22 protein-coding genes and 1 pseudogene are annotated in these 22,528 nt (G+C 29.0%); 17 read left to right on the forward strand and 6 right to left on the reverse strand.

Going from position 1 to position 22,528, the window contains the following annotated elements:
* The first annotated feature begins 35 nt into the window (after positions 1 to 35).
* From prfA to J4863_RS01385, 9 genes are all read left to right on the forward strand, one after another.
* Positions 36 to 1,115, forward strand: coding sequence for a peptide chain release factor 1 (gene prfA / locus J4863_RS01345; protein ID WP_211618702.1), 1,080 nt, complete (start codon positions 36 to 38; stop codon positions 1,113 to 1,115).
* A complete protein-coding gene (gene prmC, locus J4863_RS01350; protein ID WP_211618704.1) occupies positions 1,108 to 2,208 on the forward strand; it encodes a peptide chain release factor N(5)-glutamine methyltransferase in 1,101 nt (366 codons plus the stop codon). The genes prfA and prmC overlap by 8 nt, the downstream gene beginning before the upstream one ends.
* A gap of 246 nt (positions 2,209 to 2,454) precedes the next feature.
* The gene (locus J4863_RS01355) at positions 2,455 to 3,504 is read left to right on the forward strand and encodes a hypothetical protein (RefSeq protein WP_211618705.1); all 1,050 of its coding nucleotides are present in this window, start codon (positions 2,455 to 2,457) and stop codon (positions 3,502 to 3,504) included.
* 27 nt (positions 3,505 to 3,531) lie between these two features.
* The gene (queA, locus tag J4863_RS01360; protein ID WP_211618707.1) at positions 3,532 to 4,551 is read left to right on the forward strand and encodes a tRNA preQ1(34) S-adenosylmethionine ribosyltransferase-isomerase QueA; all 1,020 of its coding nucleotides are present in this window, start codon (positions 3,532 to 3,534) and stop codon (positions 4,549 to 4,551) included.
* A gap of 199 nt (positions 4,552 to 4,750) precedes the next feature.
* On the forward strand, positions 4,751 to 5,449 hold the full coding sequence (locus J4863_RS01365) for a hypothetical protein (RefSeq protein WP_249111539.1): 699 nt from the start codon (positions 4,751 to 4,753) through the stop codon (positions 5,447 to 5,449).
* Positions 5,450 to 5,485: 36 nt separating this feature from the next.
* Positions 5,486 to 6,061, forward strand: a complete 576-nt coding sequence (gene rsmD / locus J4863_RS01370) for a 16S rRNA (guanine(966)-N(2))-methyltransferase RsmD (RefSeq protein ID WP_256439029.1) — start codon at positions 5,486 to 5,488, stop codon at positions 6,059 to 6,061.
* 63 nt (positions 6,062 to 6,124) lie between these two features.
* A complete protein-coding gene (gene xseB, locus J4863_RS01375; RefSeq protein ID WP_211618713.1) occupies positions 6,125 to 6,346 on the forward strand; it encodes an exodeoxyribonuclease VII small subunit in 222 nt (73 codons plus the stop codon).
* 87 nt (positions 6,347 to 6,433) lie between these two features.
* Positions 6,434 to 7,333, forward strand: coding sequence for a polyprenyl synthetase family protein (locus J4863_RS01380; RefSeq protein WP_211618715.1), 900 nt, complete (start codon positions 6,434 to 6,436; stop codon positions 7,331 to 7,333).
* Positions 7,334 to 7,346: 13 nt separating this feature from the next.
* A complete protein-coding gene (locus J4863_RS01385; RefSeq protein WP_211618717.1) occupies positions 7,347 to 8,156 on the forward strand; it encodes a polyphenol oxidase family protein in 810 nt (269 codons plus the stop codon).
* A gap of 27 nt (positions 8,157 to 8,183) precedes the next feature.
* Here the strand turns inward: J4863_RS01385 and J4863_RS01390 are convergent, their stop codons facing one another.
* From J4863_RS01390 to J4863_RS01415, 6 genes are all read right to left on the reverse strand, one after another.
* Positions 8,184 to 8,891 carry an ABC transporter ATP-binding protein gene (locus J4863_RS01390; protein WP_371815584.1) on the reverse strand — a complete coding sequence of 236 codons (708 nt, stop codon included), beginning with the start codon at positions 8,889 to 8,891 and terminating at the stop codon, positions 8,184 to 8,186.
* Between the two features lie 22 nt (positions 8,892 to 8,913).
* A complete protein-coding gene (locus J4863_RS01395; protein WP_211618720.1) occupies positions 8,914 to 9,672 on the reverse strand; it encodes an ABC transporter ATP-binding protein in 759 nt (252 codons plus the stop codon).
* A gap of 11 nt (positions 9,673 to 9,683) precedes the next feature.
* Positions 9,684 to 10,733: a branched-chain amino acid ABC transporter permease gene (locus J4863_RS01400; protein ID WP_211618722.1), complete on the reverse strand. Its 1,050-nt coding sequence runs from the start codon at positions 10,731 to 10,733 to the stop codon at positions 9,684 to 9,686.
* 11 nt (positions 10,734 to 10,744) lie between these two features.
* Positions 10,745 to 11,641 (reverse strand): branched-chain amino acid ABC transporter permease, encoded by an 897-nt coding sequence (locus J4863_RS01405; RefSeq protein WP_211618724.1) that lies wholly within the window; start codon positions 11,639 to 11,641, stop codon positions 10,745 to 10,747.
* A gap of 150 nt (positions 11,642 to 11,791) precedes the next feature.
* Positions 11,792 to 12,907: an ABC transporter substrate-binding protein gene (locus J4863_RS01410; protein ID WP_211618726.1), complete on the reverse strand. Its 1,116-nt coding sequence runs from the start codon at positions 12,905 to 12,907 to the stop codon at positions 11,792 to 11,794.
* Between the two features lie 344 nt (positions 12,908 to 13,251).
* Entirely contained in the window at positions 13,252 to 13,818 is a 567-nt protein-coding gene (locus J4863_RS01415) for an outer membrane beta-barrel protein (protein ID WP_211618727.1), read from the reverse strand.
* A 311-nt stretch (positions 13,819 to 14,129) separates the two neighbouring features.
* Here J4863_RS01415 and J4863_RS01420 point away from each other — a divergent pair, with 311 nt between their 5' ends.
* From J4863_RS01420 to J4863_RS01455, 8 genes and pseudogenes are all read left to right on the forward strand, one after another.
* Positions 14,130 to 14,411 carry a cupin domain-containing protein gene (locus tag J4863_RS01420; protein WP_211618728.1) on the forward strand — a complete coding sequence of 94 codons (282 nt, stop codon included), beginning with the start codon at positions 14,130 to 14,132 and terminating at the stop codon, positions 14,409 to 14,411.
* A 12-nt stretch (positions 14,412 to 14,423) separates the two neighbouring features.
* On the forward strand, positions 14,424 to 15,071 hold the full coding sequence (locus J4863_RS01425) for a TraX family protein (protein ID WP_211618729.1): 648 nt from the start codon (positions 14,424 to 14,426) through the stop codon (positions 15,069 to 15,071).
* Positions 15,072 to 15,200: 129 nt separating this feature from the next.
* A pseudogene (nth, locus tag J4863_RS01430) lies at positions 15,201 to 15,850 on the forward strand (endonuclease III).
* 32 nt (positions 15,851 to 15,882) lie between these two features.
* Positions 15,883 to 17,424, forward strand: coding sequence for a D-alanyl-D-alanine carboxypeptidase family protein (locus tag J4863_RS01435; RefSeq protein ID WP_211618730.1), 1,542 nt, complete (start codon positions 15,883 to 15,885; stop codon positions 17,422 to 17,424).
* Positions 17,425 to 17,706: 282 nt separating this feature from the next.
* Positions 17,707 to 18,453, forward strand: coding sequence for a 3-deoxy-manno-octulosonate cytidylyltransferase (gene kdsB / locus J4863_RS01440; protein WP_211618731.1), 747 nt, complete (start codon positions 17,707 to 17,709; stop codon positions 18,451 to 18,453).
* Positions 18,454 to 18,474: 21 nt separating this feature from the next.
* Complete coding sequence (locus tag J4863_RS01445; RefSeq protein WP_211618732.1) at positions 18,475 to 19,917, forward strand: alpha-amylase; 1,443 nt, start codon at positions 18,475 to 18,477, stop codon at positions 19,915 to 19,917.
* A gap of 48 nt (positions 19,918 to 19,965) precedes the next feature.
* Complete coding sequence (proB, locus tag J4863_RS01450; protein ID WP_147004046.1) at positions 19,966 to 21,108, forward strand: glutamate 5-kinase; 1,143 nt, start codon at positions 19,966 to 19,968, stop codon at positions 21,106 to 21,108.
* Positions 21,109 to 21,149: 41 nt separating this feature from the next.
* On the forward strand, positions 21,150 to 22,421 hold the full coding sequence (locus tag J4863_RS01455) for a glutamate-5-semialdehyde dehydrogenase (protein ID WP_211618733.1): 1,272 nt from the start codon (positions 21,150 to 21,152) through the stop codon (positions 22,419 to 22,421).
* The last annotated feature ends 107 nt before the right edge of the window (positions 22,422 to 22,528 follow it).

Here is a 22,528-nt window from a genome sequence, read left to right on the forward strand (position 1 = left end):
AATATATTAATAAAAAATGGGAGTTGAAATTAAATATGTTTCAAAAATTAGATGACGTTGTATTAAAGCACGAAGAATTAACGAAAATGCTGATGGATCCTGAAGTAATATCAGATCCTAAAAAGCTTATGGAATACAACAAGGCTTTAAACAGCATAGATGAAATAGTAAAAAAATATACATATTACAAATCGCAAAAAGAAGAAATGGAAAGTCTTAAAGAAGATTTAAAATTAGAAAAAGATCATGAAATGAAAGAAATGATGCTTGAAGAAATTCATTCGATAGAAGAAGAAATTCCAACATTGGAAGAAGAATTAAAAATACTTTTATTACCTAAAGATCCTAATGATGATAAAAATGTTATTATGGAAATTAGAGCTGGAGCAGGTGGAGATGAAGCAGCTTTATTTGCAGCAGATATTTTCAGAATGTTTATTCGATATGCAGAAAGAAATAGATGGAAAACTGAAATCATTGAAAAAAATGAAATTGGAGTAGGTGGATTAAAAGAGGTAACATTCTTGATTAAAGGGCATGGAGCTTATTCTAGATTGAAATTTGAAAGTGGAGTTCATAGAGTGCAAAGGGTTCCTGCTACAGAATCTTCTGGAAGAGTACATACTTCGACAATTACAGTTGCAGTATTGCCAGAAATTGATGATGTTAGTGAAGTTGAAATTAATCCAAGTGACTTGAAGATTGATACTTATAGATCAAGTGGTGCAGGTGGACAGCACGTAAATACTACAGATTCAGCAGTTAGAATTACGCATTTACCTACAGGATTGGTAGTTACTTCTCAAGATGGAAGATCGCAAATAAAAAATAAAGAAGCAGCAATGAAGGTATTAGCTTCAAAATTATATGAAATGGAATACGAAAAACAAAGAAAAGAAGTTGAAAGTGAAAGAAGATCGCAAGTAGGAAGTGGAGATAGATCTGAAAAAATAAGAACATATAATTTCCCTCAAGGAAGGGTTACAGATCACAGAATTAAATTGACATTACACAGATTAGAAGCGGTGCTAGATGGAGATTTAGATGAAATGATTGATGCGTTAATCGCTTATGATCAAGCAGAAATGTTAAAAGCTGTTGGTGATAATGAGTAATTTGCTAGAAATATTAAATAAATCGGTTGATTATTTAGAAAAGCGAAAAATTAAAGAAGCAAGATTAAAAGTGGAGAGTATTCTCGCAGAAGTTTTATCGATGCAGAGAATTATGCTTTATGCGAATTTTGAGAGAGAATTATCACAAAAAGAAATAGCAAAAATAAAAGAAAAATTAAATGGGATATTAAAAAAAGATGAATATAAATCTGATATAATAACAGCTGAAAGAGAAGAAAATTTGAAAGTGTTGTTAGATAAAAGTGTCAGTTTTTTAGAAAAGAATGAGATTCCTGAAGCAAGATTGAAGACAGAGATTATTTTTTCAAATGTTTTGGGAATTGAAAGAATGATGCTTTTTACTAAGTATAGAGATGAAATAGATGAAGAGAAAAAAAATAAAATAAGAGAGTATATTCATAAAATTGGAAAAGAGAAATTTCCTATTCAATATTTATTAAATGAGCAAGAATTCTATGGTAGAAGTTTTTATGTTGATAAAGGTGTTTTAATACCTAGGTTAGATACGGAAGTTCTTGTGGAAAAGGCATTGAATATACTTAATGAGGAATCGATTGAAGAGCCAAAAGTTTTGGATATTGGAGTAGGAAGTGGTGTAATTGGAATTACAATTGCATTGGAAGTACCGACTTCTAAAGTAATGGGAGTTGATATTTCTGAAAAGGCGTTGGAAATATCTTCTAAAAATAAGAAAATATTAAAGGCTGGGAATATTAAATTTATAAAATCAGATTTATTTAAGAATATTGAGTATAAAAAATTTAATATGATTGTATCGAATCCGCCATATATTTCGTCTGATGAAACAGATGTAATGTCTGAAGATGCTTTGTTGCATGAGCCAAGCGAGGCTTTATTTGCTGGAAGTGAAGGATTGTATTTTTATAATTCAATTTCAAAAAAAGCAATGGAATATCTGGATGAGAATGGATATTTGTTATTTGAAATAGGGTATAAGCAAGGAGAAATTGTTGCTAAAATGATGGAAACATATGGTTTCAAGAATGTAGAAATAATAAAAGATTTAGCAGGAAATGACAGAGTAGTCGTAGGACAAAAATTAAATAATTAATAAAATTTATTTTATTAATAAAAATATCAGAATTTTGCAGTTTTGACTTTAGATTTCAATTTTAGATTGTGTTTTTAGTTGAGGTTATATGAAATGTCTGATATTTAAAAAGAATATTATCTAAAACTTGTAATTTTTGCAGTTTTAGAGTATAATATATTCGGAAAAAATTTGAATCAAATTAAAAGGATATTGATTCAATGATTATAAAAATTACAAATTAAAGAAAAATAGGGAGATGAGAGAATGAGTAGGAGTGAGAAAATTTTAAAGAAAACTGCAATTTTAATGTTCGGTTTAGCTTTAGGATATTCAAGTTTTGCTGCAACAACAGCTGACACTACTAAAAATACGGAATTAGAAAAATTAATAAGAAATCAATATAAAGACGGAAATACAGATTTAAATATAAATAAAAAATCTGCAAATACAAATACAAGTTATAGAGATTCTGGAAATGTAAATAGAATGCCAGAATATACAGCAAATAAAAGAATACAAGGTGCACCAGACTTGAATTTAACTAGAGAACAATTATTGTCTGTTGCAGATAAAATATTCCAAAATGAAACAGGAGGTTCAATAAACGAATTAGTTGCTTGGAATGATGGAGAAAACTTTCCTTCACTAGGAATTGGACATTTTACTTGGTTTAAAGCAAGTGGAGGTAGAAGTGGATTTGGAGATAGTTTGCCAGAAATGGTAGCTTACTACAGAAAACAAGGTATAAAATTACCTAAAATTTTAGAAGAAAATAGATTCTCGCCATGGCAAAGTAAATCAGAATTAATGGCTAAAAAAGCTAGAGGGGATAAAGATATTCAAGAATTAATTTCTTTCTTTGATAGTACAAGAGATATTCAAGTAATGTTTATTTACGAAAGATTAAAATCATCACTTGATAAAATGTTAAATGCTTCTTCAAATAAAGAAAACTTAAAAAATCAATTTAATAGAATGGTTGAAACACCAAATGGATTGTATGCTTTAATTGATTATGTAAACTTTAAAGGTGAAGGATTATCAGGAGTTTCTTCATATAATAATGTTGCTTGGGGATTAAGACAAGTGTTGGAAAATATGAGGGGAACTGCGGTTGGTCAAAGTGCGTTAGTAGAATTTAGTAATTCAGCAAAAGCTGTGTTAACAAGAAGAGTAAACAATGCACCGAGAAATGAAAGAAGATGGCTACAAGGGTGGTATAATAGAGTAGATACATATAAAACATTTGAAATTGGAAGTGCTGGTTCTACTGAAATCGGAAGCGCTGGATCTACTTACAGTAGCAATTTCTAGTAATTTTATATAAAAAGGAAAAATAAAATGAATATTTTAGAATTTGATTTTGATTTACCAAAGGAATTGATTGCTCAGCATGCAGTGAATCCACGAGATCATTCAAAATTGTTAGTTTTGAATAAAGAAGAAAAAACTATGGAACATAAAAAGTTCTATAATATTATTGATTATCTAAAAGAAGGTGATGTATTAGTATTAAATAGAACGAAAGTAATACCAGCAAGACTTTTTGGAAAGAAAGAAAATGGAGTAGTACTAGAATGTTTTTTATTGAAGAGAATAGACTTGAATACTTGGGAAGTGTTATTAAAACCAGCTAGAAAATTAAAAATTGGACAAAAGATAATATTTTCTGAGGAATTGGAAGCGGAATTGTTGGAAGTAAAGGAAGATGGAAACAGAGTACTGAAATTTAATTTTGAAGGAAGTTTTGAGGAAATACTTGATAGATTAGGTGAAATGCCGTTGCCACCGTATATTTCAGAAAAATTGGAAGATAAAAATAGATATCAGACGGTTTATGCTAAGGAAGGTGAGTCAGTTGCTGCTCCGACAGCAGGGTTGCATTTTACCGAGGAATTGTTAGAAAAAATTAAAGAAAAAGGAATAATTATTGCAGAGGTGTTTTTAGATGTTGGATTGGGAACATTTAGACCAGTTCAAGTTGAAAATATTTTAGATCATAAGATGCATGTAGAAAAATACAGCGTTCCAAAAGAGACTGTTGAAATAATAAATAATGCCAAGAAAAATAATCACAGAGTAATAGCTGTTGGAACGACATCTGTTAGAACATTGGAATCTTCTGTTGATGAAAATGGCAATTTAATTGCTTCAGAAGGTTATACAGGTATTTTTATTTATGGAGATTATAAATTTAAAGTAGTGGATGCGATAATTACAAATTTTCATTTACCAAAATCAACATTGATAATGTTAGTTTCGGCATTTGGAGGAAAAGAATTGATAGATGCAGCATATAAAAAGGCTATAGAAGAAAAATATAGATTTTATAGTTTTGGAGATTCGATGCTAATATATTAATTTTTTTCACATTATGTTTGAAATTATTTAAATAAAATAAAAATAACAGAAAATTCCCACTTGTTAATTAAAATGAGTGGGAATTTTAGCAAATATTAGAATAATTTATAGAGAGGAGTTTTAGAAAATAAAAGTATTTTCTATATTTAATATGAAAAAAATTTTTTTGAAATTATTTGTGATAATGATATTTTTGATTATGAGTTCTTTTATTTTCGCAGAAAAAAGTCAATTTTTAGCTGTTGGAAATGTTAAAATTGTTAGAGAAGAGCCGTTAGTTATAAAGAGAGAGGATATAAATATTACGATTGAGAAGGATAAAACTATAAAAGTTGAGAATTTGTACACATTTAAAAATATTGGAAATTACAATGTGAAATCGACATTTATGTTTTGGTTGGACCAAAATCTTGAAAATCCTACAAAAGATTATAGTAACGCAAATAAAAATAATCGAGGGAAATATCTAAAAAATTTAAAATTTTATTCAGATTATGACAAATCACAAAATTTAAGAGCTGTAATAAATTTTGATGAAAATATTTACGAAAATCAAAAAAACGATAATGTTCAAAGGGAATGGTTTGCAGTATCGAAAGTATTGGAATCGCAAAAGGAAGGTAAATTGAATGTTTATTATGATTTAGTAAATACAGATTTTTCTAGAACTAAAAAATTTATTTATAGTTTCAATCTAGTAAACAATTTTTTTAATAAAAATAAAGCAGAAATTTTGTATGTAAATATTTACAATAAATCAAATTATCCAATTGAAAATATCGAATTTAAAGGTTATAATTTTAAAAATGTTACTAAGAAAAATGATAGAGCAAAACATTATGAATTGTTAGTTGGGGATGTTAATTTGGAAGATAATTTGGTGATTAGATTTAAATAGTTTTTTTGAAAATAGATAAAGAGATTGGGAAAGAGAATCAAAAAAAGAAAGGAAATTAGAATGAGAGTAACTGCAGGAACATTGAAAAATAGGAAAATAAAGTCAAGAGAAGGGAGAGAGACTCGTCCTACATTGGAGAGAATTAAGGAAGCAATTTTTAGTATTATAGAAGATAAGGTTGTGGATGCTAAATTTTTAGATTTGTATTCAGGGACTGGAAATATTGCGATTGAAGCGTTGAGTCGTGGTGCGAAAAGAGCTGTTATGATTGAGCAAGACAAAGAGGCATTACGGATAATTATTGATAATATTGATACTTTGGGATTGACAAATGTGAGTAGGGCCTATAAAAATGATGTTTCAAGAGCAATTGAAATTTTAGGAAGAAAAAATGAGAAATTTGATATTATTTTTTTGGATCCACCGTACAAGGAAAATATATCAATATCAACTATTGAAAAAGTATCTGAAAATAATATTTTAGCTGAAGGTGGAATAATTATTTCAGAACACAGTATCTATGAAAAAATGCCTGAAAAAATAGGAAATTTCGTGAAATATGATGAAAGAAATTACAATAAAAAAATAGTAACTTTTTATTGTTATGAATAATTTTTGTGAAAATAAATAAAAATGCAACTATTTATTTAAATAAAAAGAAGGGAAGTAATAGAAATGGCAGGAAAAAAACAAACTTATGAAGAAAATATTGAACAAATTGATGAGATTTTGGAAAAATTGGAAAATGGAGAATTATCGTTGGAAGATTCGATAAATGAGTATGAGAAGGCGATAAAATTGATTAAAGAATCAGAAAAATTGTTGGAAATTGGGGAAGGGAAAGTTTTAAAAGTTTTAGAAAAAAATGGAAAACTTGAAACTGAAAATTTAGATTAAAAAAGTTTTTGATAAAAAAAGAGGATTTTATTGAAAAAATTTAAAATTGTGTTTTAAAAATTATTTTAGAAAATGGTGTGAGTGCTTATGTTGAAAAAATATTTGAGTGAGAAGAAAGAGATTGTAGAGGGAAATTTACAAAAAAAATTACAAAAGTATGAATATCCTGATGAATTGGCAGAAGGTATGGAATATGCTGTAATGAATGGTGGAAAGCGGATTCGTCCGATTTTGATGTATATGATTTGTGATTTGTTTGGGAAGGAATATGAAGCGGTGGAAGATGTGGCGGTAGCATTGGAGTTTATTCATTGCTATTCGCTTGTACACGACGATTTACCTGCAATGGATGATGATATGTATCGACGTGGGAAATTGACGACGCATGTAAAATATGGTGAGGCACCAGCGATTTTAGTTGGAGATGTACTTTTAACGGAAGCGTTTAATGTGATTTCAAATTCTGATAAAATTAGTGATAAAAGTAAAGTGGAAATTATCTTGAAATTATCTAAATATGCAGGATTTTACGGAATGGTTGGTGGACAATTTGTAGACATTAAATCGGAAAATCAAATCATTGAAAAGAGTGAAAAAGGTGTGGCTGAAGCGAGAAAGACATTGAGTTATATTCATCAGCATAAAACAGGGAAATTGCTCACAGCGGCGATAGAATTGCCTTTAATTGCGTTGGGAATTGAAGGGGAGAAGAAGAAAAAATTAATTGAATATTCGGAATTGATTGGGATTGCGTTTCAAATAAAAGATGATATTTTGGATATTGAAGGGGATTTTTTGGAAACTGGGAAAGAATCAAATGATGAGGAAAATCACAAAATGACTTATCCGAGTTTGTATGGTCTTGAGAAAAGTAAAGAAATGTTGTCGGAATATTTGAAAAAGGCTAATGAAATTATTGAAAAATATTTTGATGGGAATGAATTATTTGTTGAATTGACAGATTATTTTGGAAATCGAAAAAAATAAAAAGGGAGAAACGATGTTTGTAGAAAAGGAAAATTATTATTTTATTGAAGAGTTTGAAAAACTTGGGATAAAAGCAGTTTATACGAAGAAAAATGCTGGAAATATGTCGGATTATTGTCCCCTTGAAAATCAAGTTCAAGGTATTCAAAAAGAGAATAGAAAAAAATTATTGGAAAAATTAAATCTTGAAGGAAAGCAAGAAGTTATGGCATTTCAAACACATTCAGCAAATGTTTTTGTTATTGATGAAAATATTGATAAATATTATTATGAGAAGGAATGTGATATTGACGGATTTTTGACAAAAAGGAAAGATATTGCAATTTTTACTTTTTATGCAGACTGTCTTCCAATTTTTGTGTATGATAAAAAAAATGAAGTTATTGGAGTATGGCATTCAGGTTGGCCTGGAACATTTAAAGGGATGATGAAAAGTGGTCTTGAAAAAATGAAAGAAGTTTTTGGGACTGATCCAAAGGATGTTTTAATGGGATTAGGAATTGGAATGCAACAAAAATATTATGAAGTTGGTCTAGATTTTTATGAAAATTTTGTGAATAAATTTGGAAAAGAAAGTGAATTGATACAAAAATCGTTTAAATGGAATGAAAATACTGGGAAATATCATTTTGATAATACAAAATTTAATGAGATAATGGCTCTATCACTTGGCATAAAACCAGAAAATTTAATTGTTTCTTACGAAGATACTTTTGGAGAAATTGATAAATTAGGGAATAGGAGCGACAAATTTCATTCGCATAGACGAGAAGGGAAAAATGCAGGGAGAGCAACTGCGATGATAAGTTTTTCTGAAAAATAGATAGTTTAATAAAAAAAGGAGGATAATTTATCCTCCCAAATATGCCTTTTTAATTTCAGGATTAACTAATAATCCTCTACCAGTTCCTTCTAAAATAATTTTACCAGTTTCTAAAACATATCCTCTATCAGCGATAGAAAGTGCCATATTGGCGTTTTGTTCAACAAGTAGAATTGTAACGCCCTCTTCTTTATTAATACGTTCAACAATTTTAAAAATTTCTTGAACAAGTAAAGGTGCTAGTCCCATTGATGGTTCATCAAGAAGTAACAATTTTGGCTTAGACATCAAGGCTCTTGCCATTGCTAGCATTTGTTGTTCTCCTCCACTCATCGTTCCAGCAAGTTGTTTTTTTCTTTCAGCCAATCTAGGGAAAAGTTTAAACATTTTTTCCATATCAGCTTTTATTTCATCTCTATCGTTTCTAGTGTAAGCTCCCATTTCTAAATTTTCCACAACAGTAAGTTGAGTAAAAATTCTTCTTCCTTCAGGAACGTGTGCCATTCCTTTTTTTATAAGTTTGTGAGCTTCAATATTAGTTATATTTTCACCATTTAGAGAAATTTCTCCAGCTTTAATAGGAACTAACCCAGAAATTGCGTGCAATGTAGAAGTTTTACCAGCACCATTAGCTCCAATAAGAGAAACAATTTCTCCTTTTTTTATATTGAATGATATATTTTTTATAGCGTGAATTCCACCATAATAAACATTCAAATCACTTACATTTAAAATATCCACAAAAATCCTCCTATTTTTACTCACCCAAATAAGCAGTAATAACTTCTTTATTATTTTGAATTTCTTCAGGCAATCCCGAAGCAATAATTCTTCCAAAATTTAAAACATATAATCTTTCACAAATACCCATTACTAAATCCATATCGTGTTCGATTAATAAAATTGAAATTTTAAATTTGTCTCTAATGAAACGGATAGTATTCATTAATTCTTTTGTTTCGTTAGGATTCATTCCCGCAGCTGGTTCATCAAGCAATAATAATTTTGGAGAAGTTGCAAGTGCTCTCGCAATTTCCAATTTTCTTTGCTGACCATATGATAAGTTTCCAGCTGTAATATTTGCCATTTCCGCCATATCAAAGATATCTAATAAGTCTAATGCAGTATCAGTCGCTATTCTTTCTTCTCTCCAGTATTTAGGAAGTCTTAAAACAGCAGACAATGTAGAATAACTCATACTATTGTTTAAAGCTAATTTTACATTATCTAAAACTGATAAATTTTTAAATAATCTAATATTTTGGAAAGTTCTAGCTACTCCAAGTGTAACTATTTGTGGAGTAGTTTTTTTGTTAACGCTTGTTCCGTTTATTGAAATATCTCCGTCAGTAGGCTTGTAAACACCTGTTAAAAGGTTAAAGATTGTCGTTTTTCCAGCTCCATTAGGTCCAATCAATCCAATCAATTCGCCTTCTTTAATTTCAATGTTTACATCATCAACGGCTCTAAGTCCACCAAATGATATTCCCAAATTCGTCGTTTTTAATAATGACATAATTAATACTCCTATTTTTTATTTTTGTTTTTATTCAAAGTTTTATTTTTTATATTCTTAATTTTTCTTACAAATCTTGGTATTGTTAATTCTTTTGTTCCAAAAAGTCCTGATGGTCTAAAAATCATTAACACAATTAAGATAATCGCATAAACTAAATATCTAAATTGAGAAACTTCTCTTAAATATTCATTTAATACAGTTAAGGCAGTTGCAGAGATAACTGCTCCAGTGATACTTCCTAATCCACCAAATACAACCATAACCAATATTTCAATAGAGAACATAAATCCAAATTTATCAGGTGTTAAAATTCCAATATTGTGTGCGAACAATGAACCACCAATTCCAGCGAAGAAAGCTGATAAGGTGAATCCATATAATTTTGCTTTTTTAATATTAATACCAATATTTTCAGCAGCAATTTCATCTTCTCTTATCGAAATAATTTCTCTACCTTTTCTTGAAGTCATAATCATTGTCATAACGATAACCGAAACAACAACGAAAATGAATGAAATTTGGAAATTAGTTATTGTCGGAATATCTTTTAATCCAGCAGCTCCACCTAAGAAATCTAAGTTTTGAATAACATATTTTATAATTTCTCCAAAAGCCAATGTAATAATTGCCAAATAATCTCCTCTTAATCTTAATGTACTCGCTCCTAATAAAAATCCGAAAACCGCTGCAACGATTCCACCAATTATTGAAGAAATAAGTAATTGAACGAAAGCAGGTAAATTAGCGGCAACCATTGATTTAGAAATAAGAGCAGCAGTATATCCTCCAATAGCAATAAATCCAGCATGACCTAAACTAAGTTGTCCCATTAATCCAACTGCGATATTCAAGCTCACTGCAAACAATATATAAATCAAAATATTAATATAAACACCAGCAGTATAACTAAACATATCTTTACTATCAAAACTAAAATTTAAAATAATGAATAAAACTATAATGAATATGGTAGTCAAACTATAATTTTGTTTATTAAATTTATTGAAATAGTTCAAATCTCCCCATACACTTGTAGTTTTTTGTGTATTTTTTTGCATTTTTCCTCCTATTAAACTTTTTCTTTTTGATTTTTACCAAATAATCCGTTTGGTCTAAATATAAGTATTAAAACTAATACTCCAAAAACAATAGGATTTGCCCAAGTAGAAGAAATATAACCTTTTGTATAAGATTCAACAATTCCTAAAACGTAACCTCCAACCATTGCTCCAGGAATACTTCCTATTCCACCAAATACGGCTGCAATAAACGCTTTTAATCCAGGTAACATACCCATGTAAGGTTCTATTCTTGGATACATTATCGCATATAAAACTCCACCTAAAGCTCCTAATCCAGAACCAATAGCAAAAGTAATTGCGATAGTCAAGTTAACGTTAATTCCCATTAATTTAGCAGCTCCAGTATCTTGAGAAACGGCTCTTGTAGCTTTTCCTAATTTTGTTTTTTTGATAAATAAATTTAAAACATACATACAGATTAAAGTAATCGCAATAACAAAAATAGTAAGCACACTAATGTTGATAGCTCCTAATTTAATGTTGCTATCAGCCGACAAGAATGAAGGAATAGCATTTGTATTAATTACTCTTGGATTAGCTCCAAACACAATTAAAGCAACACTTTCTAACAAGAAACTCATTCCAATCGCAGTAATCAATGCAGAAATTTTTGGTGCATTTCTCAAAGGTCTGTATGCAAAAAAGTCAATAAGTACACCTAATATAGCACAAAAAACAATAGATATTACAAGTGCTGGAATAAACGGTATTCCAAATGAAAGACAAACTAAAACAATGTAAGATCCAATCATCAATATATCACCATGTGCAAAATTTATAAGTCCAACAATCCCATAAACCATAGTATAACCTAATGCAATTAACGCATAAATACTACCAGCTTGAAGACCATTGATAGTCTGTTCTATAAAGTTTTTTAACATTTTTACTCCTCAAATTTTATTTTTTATATGAATAAAAACTGAAAGAAGATAGTAAAATAACCTATCTTCTTTTCATAAAAATTACTCATATTCTAATTATTTTAAGATTTTCTAATTAAATTGAATTGTATCATTTAATAGAATTTAAAATTATAATTTTTCTTTTAATGTAAGTTTTCCACCTTTAACTTCTATGAAAGTAACTTTTTTATTAGGGTTTCTATCAGCGTCAAATTGGAAAGTTCCAGTAACTAGAGGTAAACCTTTAGTAGCTGCCATAGCAGTTCTGATAGATTCTCCTGATAAGTCTTTAGAATTTTTGATTGCATTTTCAACAACAATAACTGTATCATATCCTAATGCAGCAAATACTAAAGGATTAGAGTTAAATTTAGTTTTGTAATCTTTTATGAATTTTACTACAGTTGGATCAGTATCATCTGGAGCAAATTGACTCGAGAAGATAGTACCTTCAGCAACTTTTCCAAAGTTAGTTTGGATTCCATCCCAACCGTCTCCACCTAAGTAAGGAATTTTAAATCCTAATTCATTTGCTTGAGTAGCAATTAATCCATTTGTATTGTAATAATCTGGGATATAAAGAGCTTCAGGATTTTGTCCTTTAATTTTAGTTAAAATTGATTTAAAGTCTTTATCATCTTTAGTATATTTTTCTTCAACAATAGTTATTCCATCTTGAGTTGCTTGTTTTTTGAATGCTTCAGCTAATCCTAATGAATAATCACTTGAAGTATTAGTTAAAACAGCAATTTTTTTGATACCTTTTGTTTTAGCATATTTTGCAACAGCAGTTCCTTGGAAAGGATCAGTAAATGTAGTTCTGAATACATAATCTTTACCTTTTGTGATATCTAAAGCTGTTCCAGATGCAGTAATCATAGGAACTTTAGCTTTTTGAGCTAATTCTGAAACTGCGATTGAAGCAGAAGAAATAACTTCTCCGATAACTAAGTTTACTTTATCTTGTGAAACCATTTTTTTGAAAATGTTAACAGCTTCTTGTGATTCACCTTTACTATCTGCGACAACAAGTTCAATTTTTTTACCATTGATTCCACCAGCTGCATTTAATTCATCAACTTTTAATTGAACTCCATTTTTTACAGCCACACCATATTGAGCAACATCACCAGTAAGTGGTGCGATAACTCCAATTTTAATTACGTTGCTATCTGCCGCTTTTTTACTACCACAGCTAACAACAAACAATAACAATAATGACATTACGAATAGTAATTTTTTCATTGTTTTTCTCCTTTCAAAAATATAAAATTTAATTAATGATTTATAAAACATCTTAATTGAATATTTAATTATAACATAAATACATTGATAATTAAAATATTTATTATTAATAGAAATATTTATAAGATATATTTTTATTAGTTTTTTTTAGTAAAAAATAGTAAGGACATCATAATAGACTTTAGTATATTATGAAAGTTTACTAGATAAAATAAATTCAGATGTGAGAGAAACTATAATTTTGTAGAGGTGTGTAAAAATTAAAAATCGGAGCTGTCTCAAAATGAAACAGCTCCTTTTGTGTTGAAGATATAATTAAGAATCAATCATTTAAGATTTTTAAATTATTGTCCTAAATTGAAGTTATAACCTACACCAAGAGTAACTCTTTTATAGTTAGCTTTAATGTTATCGTTTCCAGCTTTATATTTTCCTTGGTTTTCTTTATACATAACGTCAACATTTACATTATTAACATTAACTCCAGCACCTGCTCCGTAGTATAAACCATCTTTAGCTTTATCTGTGTTAGCAGAATATCCTAAATCTCCTTTAATGTATGGTTTAACAACTGTTGGAGTGTCAAATGTATATTTTGCAGTTCCGTAAATAGGTACTGAATTGTAAAGTTCACCTTTTGAATCTTTTAAATCATTATGTTGTTGATAAGCTACTCCAGCTCCAACTTCTAAACCAGGAGTAACTTCGTATCTATATTCAGCTCCTGCTTCAAAAGCATTTCTTTTAGCATCAATATCTTCATCAATATTTTTGATATAAGTATTGTTTTTAGCATCTTTTATTTTATATTTTCCACCTAAATCATATCCACCTTTTACTTCAATTTTGTGAGCACTAGCGAAAGAAGCTAATCCTGCAACTAAAAATAATCCTAATAACATTTTTTTCATGTTAATCACCTTTCCTTTATAAACTTTCCTTTTATTTTTTTATCAAAGATTTGTTGTTATCCTTGATGTACCAGTAGTATACCTCAAATGACTTATAAGTCAATTGATAAAAAGATATTTTTTGTATGGATTTTAGTGTATTTTTCCTTTGCAAAAATGAAAAAAGTGCTTGTAAATGGCTAAAATACTAGTGGAAATTGATTTTATAAAAAATAAAAAAATGCAAAAAAATTAATAAAAAAAATATAGAAATTTTACTAAAATTATTATATAATTGGTATCAGAACAAAAATTAATAGGAGTTGATATAAATGTTAGGAACAGTGGAAAATAAAGCAGGATTATTGTTTAAAGGGAATAATTTCAAGGTAGTAAAAAAAGTGATAAATTTAGGAGAGCAAATACCTTCTCATAATCATGAAAATGAAGAAATTATTTTTTCTGTATTAAAAGGAAAAATGGAAATATTTTTAAATGGAGAAGAAAAACATATTTTGGTTCCAGGAGATATTTTGCATTTTGATGGGAAAAATTTTATTAGTGGAAATGCTTTGGAAGATTCTGAAATCAATATAACTTTGATTTTAAAATAGGATAAATAGAAAATGAGTTTATTTATTTTAAAAATAATTGGAATTTTGTCAATGTTTTTGGATCACTATTATTTTATTATTGGTGGTCCAAGAATTCTGAATATTATTGGGAGGGTCGCGTTTCCAATATTTGCTTTTGCATTAAATGAAGGTTACAGACATACAAAAAATTTAAAATTATATTTAATAAGGTTAGGGATACTTGCTTTGGTAATACAACTACCTTTATTTTTTTCAAGTACTAAATATCCAATGAACATATTTTTTACATTATTTACAGGTTTATTAATTATTACAATTATGAACACAAAAAAAGTTAATATTTTTCCAAAAATATTAATAATCGCTTCGTTGTTTTATATAACAAAAAAATTTGAATTTGACTATTCAATATACGGAATATTGTTGATAATGATTTTTAATATTTTTTATAATCGAAAAATATTGATTTTTGTCAGTTTTTTGTTTTTAAATTTAATAATTGTATATTTTCCAGAAATATTTGATTTGAGTGAAATACAGTTTTATTCGATATTTTCGTTAATATTTATTTTTTTGTATAATGGAAAAAAAGGGAAGAGTATGAAGTATTTTTTCTATTTATTTTATCCATTACATTTTTTTGTGATAGAGTTAATTAATAAATTTTTAATTAAATAAAAAAATAATGGGATTTTATAAATTTTATTATTTATTTTATGAGAAAAATATGTTAAAATAAAAGGACGTTTTAGAGGGAGTTTTTTAAAAAACTTAGAAAAGGGAGTACGTAAAAAAACAGGAGTTAAAATGACAAAAAAAGAGCGATTTAAAAAAATATTTCCAATATTAGAAAATAAGTTTGGTAAACCTAAATGTGCATTGGATTTTGAGACGCCATATCAGTTGATGGTAGCGGTGATTTTATCGGCACAATGTACAGATGTGAGAGTAAATATTGTAACAAAAGAGTTTTTTAAGGTTATGAAAGAGCCAAAAGATATTAGAGAAATGGATTTAGAAACGATTGAAAAGTATATAAAATCAACTGGATTTTATAAGAATAAGGCTAAAAATATTAAATTGAATGCCGAAATGCTTTTGGAAAAATATAATGATAAAATTCCAAATAAAATGGAGCAACTAGTGGAATTGCCTGGAGTTGGACGAAAAACGGCTAATGTTGTTTTGGGAGAATTGTGGAATATACGAGAGGGAATTGTGGTTGACACTCATGTTAAGAGATTATCGAATTTAATTGGATTTGTGAAAAGTGATAATCCAGAAATAATAGAAAAGGAATTGATGAAATTTATTCCAAAAAAAATTGGTTTGAGTATTCGCATTATTTAATATTACAGGGGCGTGACAAATGTATTGCGAGAAGACCAAAGTGCGAAGAGTGTGAAATTAGGGATTTTTGTAAACATTATGAGCAATTACAGAAGATAAAAAAATAAATTTATATATAAAAATTGAAGAAAGGAAGAAAATGGTCGGTAAGTTAAAAAAAGTAATTATAGCAACAAGTTTATTTGCAGTTTTATTAAATGCAGAGGGAACTTCTGAGGAAGGAGGAGCTTCAACATCAGCAACATCTGAGAAAGTGACAGTTAGAGAGGAAAAAAGTTCACCAAAATTTGAAGTGAAAAGGGAAGAAATTCATTCTAAGAAAAAAGAATCTGGAAGTAGTAAAATTCATGAAAAGCAGAAAAAATCAATAAAAAAATCAGAGAATTATTCTTCTAAATCTCACAAATCTGCTGTGAAAAATGAAAATATAGAGAACAATGAAGTAGAGAATAATGAGATAATTATATCAAGAGTTTCTTCAAAACCAGTAAACGAAACAGCAAATAAGATTTTAAACGACAAAAAAGCTAAGGAATTAAATAAAAAAAGAGCACAAATAGATAGTAAAAAACCTGTAGTTAAAGCAGTGGAAAAAGAAAATGAAGGAGAATCTCAATATACTGGTAATTTAATTCAGTTTGTAGCGACAACTGATGGAGAGGTGTTGAAAAAAGAGGAAGAAACTAAAAAACATCCGATTGCATCTTTGACGAAAGTTATGAATATTTTAGTTGTTTTGGACCAAGTAGATAAAGGAAATGCAAAATTAAGTGATAAAGTTTGTTTTACATCTGATACGGTTAATACTGGTGGAAGCTGGTTAAATGCTCAACCTGGAGATTGTTATGCATTAAAAGATTTGCTGAGAGCAGAAATTATTTATTCTGCAAATAATGCGGCATACTTGGCAGCTAGTCATATTGGGAAAGGGAATTTGGATAATTTTGTGAAATTGATGAATAAAAAGGCACAAGAATTAGGAATGAAAAATACCGAATTTCATACACCAGCTGGACTGCCAACTTCTATTACAAAAAAAGGAATGGATATGTCTACAGCATATGATGTTTATTTATTGGCGAAAGCGGCGGTTAAAGATAAAAGGATTAGCGAATGGGCAAGTGAAGAAGAGTTAGTTTTAATGAATCCTAGAGGGGAACAAGTGGTTTATAATAATAGAAATCATTTGTTGGATAAATATGGAATTTATGGATTGAAAACAGGATTTCATGCTCAAGCTGGATATAATATGATGGTAGCTAGTAAAATGGGGAATTTAGATATAATTTCAGTTTCTCTTGGAAGTAAGAGTGATTTGGATAGAACAAAAGATCAAGAAACAGAATTTATTGACATCAAGAAAAAGACAAAAATGATTTACAAAGAAGGTCAAGAAATGAGTAAATTCAAAGTAAAAAATGTTAAGAAAAAACAAATTAAAGGGATTTTATCTGAAAACGTGTATCAATTAAGTAATACGACTGATTACAAATTTAGAGTAAAAGATTTAGAAACAGTTGCTGGAAAAGATGGAATAAAAAAAGGTGATGTTATCGGTAAATTAGAAGTTTTATCTAAAGGAAGAGTTGTTGAAAATGTTGATATTTTAGCAGAAGAAGATTCTAAGGCGCTTACTTTGTTTGAAAAAGTATTGAGAACGGTGACTTTTGGTTTAATTTAATATTTTGAAATATTTAAGAAATTTTCATAAAAAATACGTCAGATTGCAAATGTCTTTTGACATAGATAACTGGCGTTTTTTATTTTAATATTATAATATTTTAAATATAATACTTTTATTCTGTCATTTTAATATGATAGTTCATAAAAAATTTGAAATAAATTTTTGCATAAGGTATAATGAATATTGAAAAAAGCATAATAGAGAGTAATAAAAATTTAATTTGAAAAATATGAAAATATCAGTAATTAGAAGAACTTTAAAATAGAAAAGGAGATGGAGATGAAAATACTAGGAGTAATACCAGCGAGATATGCTTCAACAAGATTTGAGGGGAAACCATTAAAAGATATTTGTGGACATTCTATGATTGAGTGGGTTTACAAAAGAGCTAAAAATGCAGATATTGATGAGTTAGTTGTGGCGACTGATGACGAGAGAATTTTTGAGGCTGTGAAAAATTTTGGTGGAAATGTGGTTATGACATCGAGTGAGCATGAAAATGGGACTTCAAGAATAATTGAAGTTATAAATAAAAATGAGTTTAAAAATTATGATTTTGTAATAAATATTCAAGGGGATGAACCTTTGATTGATATTGAATCAATTAATATTTTAGCGAATAATTATCGAAATGAAAAATCGGAGATTATTACGTTGAAGCAGGAAATTCGTGAGGAAAGAGAAATTTTAAATCCAAATATTGTGAAAGTGATAACAGATTTTAATGAGAATGCAATATATTTTAGTCGTTTGCCAATTCCTTATGAACGTAATAAAAATGAGAATTTTAAACATTTTAGACATATTGGAATTTACGGATACACAACGAAATTTTTGAATGAATTGAAGAATTTGAGAGAAGGGGTGCTTGAAAAAATTGAGTCACTTGAGCAGTTGAGATTTATGGAAAATGGTCACAAAATAAAGGTTCTTGAGACAAAATCGAGCGTGATTGGTGTTGATACAGAGGAAGATTTAAAAGAAGTAATTGAATTTATTGAAAAAAATGGAATAAAATTAGATTAGGGGTATTGAAGGAGGATTTTTATGGAAAATGGAGTAATGATACAGTATTTTGAGTGGAATTTACCGAATGATGGAAAACATTGGCAAAGATTGAAGGAAGATGCAAAACATTTGAGAGAAATTGGTGTTACTGGAGTTTGGATTCCACCTGCATATAAAGGGACTTCGCAATTTGATGTTGGTTATGGAGCTTATGATTTGTGGGATTTGGGAGAATTTGATCAAAAAGGAACTGTTAGAACAAAATATGGGACGAAACAGGAATTGATTGAGGCGATTGAAGAATTGCATAAATACGATATTGAAGTTTATTTGGATGCTGTTTTGAATCATAAAGGTGGAGCAGATGAAACTGAAACGTTTTTAGCAATAGAAGTTGATCCTGAAAATCGAAATGTGGAAATATCAGCACCATTCGATATTGATGGATGGACGAAATTCACTTTTCCTGGAAGAAACAATAAGTATTCTGCGTTTAAGTGGAATTTTACTCTTTTTGATGGTGTTGATTACGATAATCGGACTGGAAAAAATGGAATTTATAAAATTGTTGGAGATAATAAGAATTGGGATCAGGGAGTAGATTCTGAATTGGGAAATTATGACTATTTAATGAACGCTGACATTGATTTTTCACATCCAGAAGTGCGTGAAGAAATAATTCGATGGGGAAAATGGGTTGTGAATGAATTGAAAATCGATGGATTTAGAATGGATGCCGTAAAACATATAAATGATGAATTTATGGCAGAATTTTTGACGAGAATAAGAGAGACTTATGGAGAAGATTTTTATTCTGTGGGAGAATATTGGCGTAATGATTTGGGGAAATTGAAGGAATATTTGAACAATGTTGGTTATGAAACTGATTTATTTGATGTTGGACTGCATTTCAATATGTTTGAAGCATCAAAAAATAGAAGAGATTATGATTTGAGAAGAATTTTTGATAATACGATAGTTGCTGCAAGTCCGTTAGAGGCTGTGACATTTGTAGATAATCACGATTCACAAAGAGGTAGTGCTTTAGAATCACAAATTGAAGATTGGTTTGTTCCACATGCATATGCTTTGATTTTATTAGCAAAAGATGGATATCCATGCCTATTTTATGGAAATTATTACGGTATAGGTGGTGAAAAAAGTCCACATCAATGGATAATTGACAAACTTTTAGAAGTGAGAAAAAACAATGCTTACGGAGACCAAATAAATTATTTCGATAATCCAAATGTAGTTGCGGTTCATAGAACTGGTAAAGATGAATGGACAGGTTGTGTTGCGGTACTTTCAAATTCTGATTATGATAGTGAAATTCAAGTAGAAGTTGGAAGAGAAAGAGCTGGACAAATTTGGCAAGAAGTTACTGGAAGTGGATTTGAGGATGTTGTGATTAATGAAGAAGGAAAAGGTGATTTTAGAGTAAAAGCTGAAAAAATCGCTGTTTGGGTGCGAAAAAATTAGCTAGAATCAAGGAAGTATGATATAGAAATGTTTGAACAGGAGAAAAAAATGAAAAATAATAATAAGAGAGAAGAAATATTAGAGAATGTTCAAAGAGTCGTTGTAAAAGTGGGAACATCGACCCTTACGACTGAAGATGGACGTTTAAATATTGATAAAATAAAAAAAATTGTAATGGAACTAAGTAATTTGCAAAATAAGGGATATGACGTGATACTTGTAACTTCTGGAGCAGTTGGTGCTGGGATGGGACTTCTTAATATAAATGAAAAACCTAAAACATTGGCAGAAAAACAGATGTTATCAGCTGTTGGTCAGGTTTCGCTTATGCAGATTTATCAGACGCTTTTTAAAGAACATAACAAAATAATTGGGCAACTTTTGTTGACAAAAGAGGAATTTTCAAATAGAAAAAGATATTTGAATATGAGAAACGTTTGTAACGCATTTTTGAAAAGAAAGATTATTCCAATTATAAATGAAAATGATGCGATTGTATCAAATGCTTTAAAAATAAAGGTTGGTGATAATGATACGATGTCAGCACTTGTTTCAGGATTGATTGATGCTGATTTATTGATTATTTTGTCGGATATTGATGGGCTTTATAATAAAAATCCTAGAAAATATGAGGATGCTAATCTAATTAATATGGTTGGAGACATTAACGAAGACATAAAAAATATGGCAGGAGCAGAAGGCTCAAAATTTGGAACTGGTGGAATGATTACAAAAATTGTTGCTGCAGAGATGGTAACAAAAATAGGAACAAGTTTAGTTATTGCAAGTGGAGACGACCCTAGAAACATAACTAGAATTGTTGAAAAAGAAAATATTGGAACACTTTTTGTGAAGAAAAATAAAAAAATCAGCTTGAAAAAATATTGGCTTGCTTACGGTCCTAACAAAGAAGGCGTAGTAACAATTGATAATGGTGCAAAAACAGCCTTGAAAAATGGTAAGAGCCTATTATCTGTTGGAATAAAATCAGTTGAAGGAAATTTTGATAAAGGAGCTGTTATTGAAATCGAAAATTTAGAAGGAAAAGTTATCGCAACAGGAATTTCAAATTATTCGGCAGAAGAAATTAATCTTATAAAAGGTGTTAAAAGTGAAAATATTGAAGAAATTTTAGGTTATAAATATGATGATGCAGTGATTCATATTGATAATGTTGTAGTAAAAAAATAAAAAAATATATATAAATTAAAAAATGAGAAATGAGGGAAAATATGAGTTATATAGAAGAACTTGGAGAAAAAGCAAAAATTGCGTCAAAAAAGTTGTTGACATTAGATACAAAAACGAAAAATAGAGCTTTATTGGCGATTGCAGACGAATTGATTAATAAAAAGGATGAAATTAAAGCAGCGAATAAAATTGATTTGGAAAATGGAAAAGCGTCTGGATTGAGTTTTGCATTGTTGGATAGATTGGAATTGACAGACAGTAGAATTGAAGGGATGGCACAAAGTTTAAGAGAAATTGCAGCTTTTGTTGATCCAATTGGAGAAATTTTGACAGGTTGGAATCATGAAAATGGAATGTCGATTGCCAAAAAAAGAGTTCCACTTGGTGTAATTGGAATGATTTACGAATCAAGACCGAATGTAACAATTGATTCAGCAGGACTTTCAATAAAATCGTCAAATGCAGTAATTTTAAGAGGTTCATCTAATGCAATAAATTCAAATATTTATCTAAATAAACTTTTTAATGAAGTTGGAGAAAAAGCTGGATTACCTAAAAATTCAGTTCAATTAATTGAAAAAACAGATAGAAAATTAGTAAAAGAAATGATAACTTTAGATAAATTTATTGATGTTTTAATTCCAAGAGGCGGAAAAGGACTGAAAAAATTTATAATTGAAAATGCAACTATTCCTGTAATTGAAACAGGAGCAGGAGTTTGCCATATTTTTGTTGATGAAAGTGCAGATATTGAAATGGCGCTTCCAATAATAGAAAATGCGAAAACACAAAGACCAAGTACTTGTAATTCGATTGAAACAGTTTTAGTTCATAGAAAAATAGCTGAAAAAATATTACCAGAATTGACAGAAATGTTATTGAAAGATAAGGTTGAGTTGAGATATAGTGAAGAGGCTTATGAAATAGTGAAAAATACTGATTTTGATCACAAGGAAAATTTGAAATTAGCTACAGAAGAAGATTTTGGAGCAGAATATTTGGATATGATAATGTCGTTGAAATTAGTAGATAATGTCGAAGAAGCTATAGAATACATAAATGAACACGGAACTCATCATTCAGATTCAATCATGACCAAAAACATTGATAATGCAGAAAAATTTTTAAATGAAGTAGATTCAGCAGCAGTTTATTTAAACGTTTCAACAAGATTTTCAGATGGAGGAGAATTTGGATTTGGTGGAGAAATTGGAATTTCTACACAAAAATTACATGCTCGTGGGCCTATGGGTGTAAGAGAATTAACAACAACTAAGTATGTAATCCGCGGAAATGGACAAATTAGAGAATAATTTTTAAATCTGAAATTATAGTAAAACTACTTTAAAGCTAAACTTAAAAGTTATGGTTACTTACTTAAAATCTAAATTTATACAATTTTAGTAGTTTGATTTCAAAT

The sequence above is a fragment of the Leptotrichia sp. oral taxon 221 genome, from assembly GCF_018128245.1.
GTDB lineage: Bacteria > Fusobacteriota > Fusobacteriia > Fusobacteriales > Leptotrichiaceae > JABCPH02.

Bases quoted from the DNA above. Each gene is read 5' to 3' on its own strand.
- prfA (WP_211618702.1), top strand. From the start codon at position 36: ATGTTTCAAAAATTAGATGACGTTGTATTAAAGCACGAAGAATTAACG.
- prmC (WP_211618704.1), top strand. From the start codon at position 1,108: ATGAGTAATTTGCTAGAAATATTAAATAAATCGGTTGATTATTTAGAA.
- J4863_RS01355 (WP_211618705.1), top strand. From the start codon at position 2,455: ATGAGTAGGAGTGAGAAAATTTTAAAGAAAACTGCAATTTTAATGTTC.
- queA (WP_211618707.1), top strand. From the start codon at position 3,532: ATGAATATTTTAGAATTTGATTTTGATTTACCAAAGGAATTGATTGCT.
- J4863_RS01365 (WP_249111539.1), top strand. From the start codon at position 4,751: ATGAGTTCTTTTATTTTCGCAGAAAAAAGTCAATTTTTAGCTGTTGGA.
- xseB (WP_211618713.1), top strand. From the start codon at position 6,125: ATGGCAGGAAAAAAACAAACTTATGAAGAAAATATTGAACAAATTGAT.
- J4863_RS01380 (WP_211618715.1), top strand. From the start codon at position 6,434: ATGTTGAAAAAATATTTGAGTGAGAAGAAAGAGATTGTAGAGGGAAAT.
- J4863_RS01385 (WP_211618717.1), top strand. From the start codon at position 7,347: ATGTTTGTAGAAAAGGAAAATTATTATTTTATTGAAGAGTTTGAAAAA.
- J4863_RS01395 (WP_211618720.1), bottom strand. From the start codon at position 9,672: ATGTCATTATTAAAAACGACGAATTTGGGAATATCATTTGGTGGACTT.
- J4863_RS01400 (WP_211618722.1), bottom strand. From the start codon at position 10,733: ATGCAAAAAAATACACAAAAAACTACAAGTGTATGGGGAGATTTGAAC.
- J4863_RS01405 (WP_211618724.1), bottom strand. From the start codon at position 11,641: ATGTTAAAAAACTTTATAGAACAGACTATCAATGGTCTTCAAGCTGGT.
- J4863_RS01410 (WP_211618726.1), bottom strand. From the start codon at position 12,907: ATGAAAAAATTACTATTCGTAATGTCATTATTGTTATTGTTTGTTGTT.
- J4863_RS01415 (WP_211618727.1), bottom strand. From the start codon at position 13,818: ATGAAAAAAATGTTATTAGGATTATTTTTAGTTGCAGGATTAGCTTCT.
- J4863_RS01420 (WP_211618728.1), top strand. From the start codon at position 14,130: ATGTTAGGAACAGTGGAAAATAAAGCAGGATTATTGTTTAAAGGGAAT.
- J4863_RS01425 (WP_211618729.1), top strand. From the start codon at position 14,424: ATGAGTTTATTTATTTTAAAAATAATTGGAATTTTGTCAATGTTTTTG.
- J4863_RS01435 (WP_211618730.1), top strand. From the start codon at position 15,883: ATGGTCGGTAAGTTAAAAAAAGTAATTATAGCAACAAGTTTATTTGCA.
- kdsB (WP_211618731.1), top strand. From the start codon at position 17,707: ATGAAAATACTAGGAGTAATACCAGCGAGATATGCTTCAACAAGATTT.
- J4863_RS01445 (WP_211618732.1), top strand. From the start codon at position 18,475: ATGGAAAATGGAGTAATGATACAGTATTTTGAGTGGAATTTACCGAAT.
- proB (WP_147004046.1), top strand. From the start codon at position 19,966: ATGAAAAATAATAATAAGAGAGAAGAAATATTAGAGAATGTTCAAAGA.
- J4863_RS01455 (WP_211618733.1), top strand. From the start codon at position 21,150: ATGAGTTATATAGAAGAACTTGGAGAAAAAGCAAAAATTGCGTCAAAA.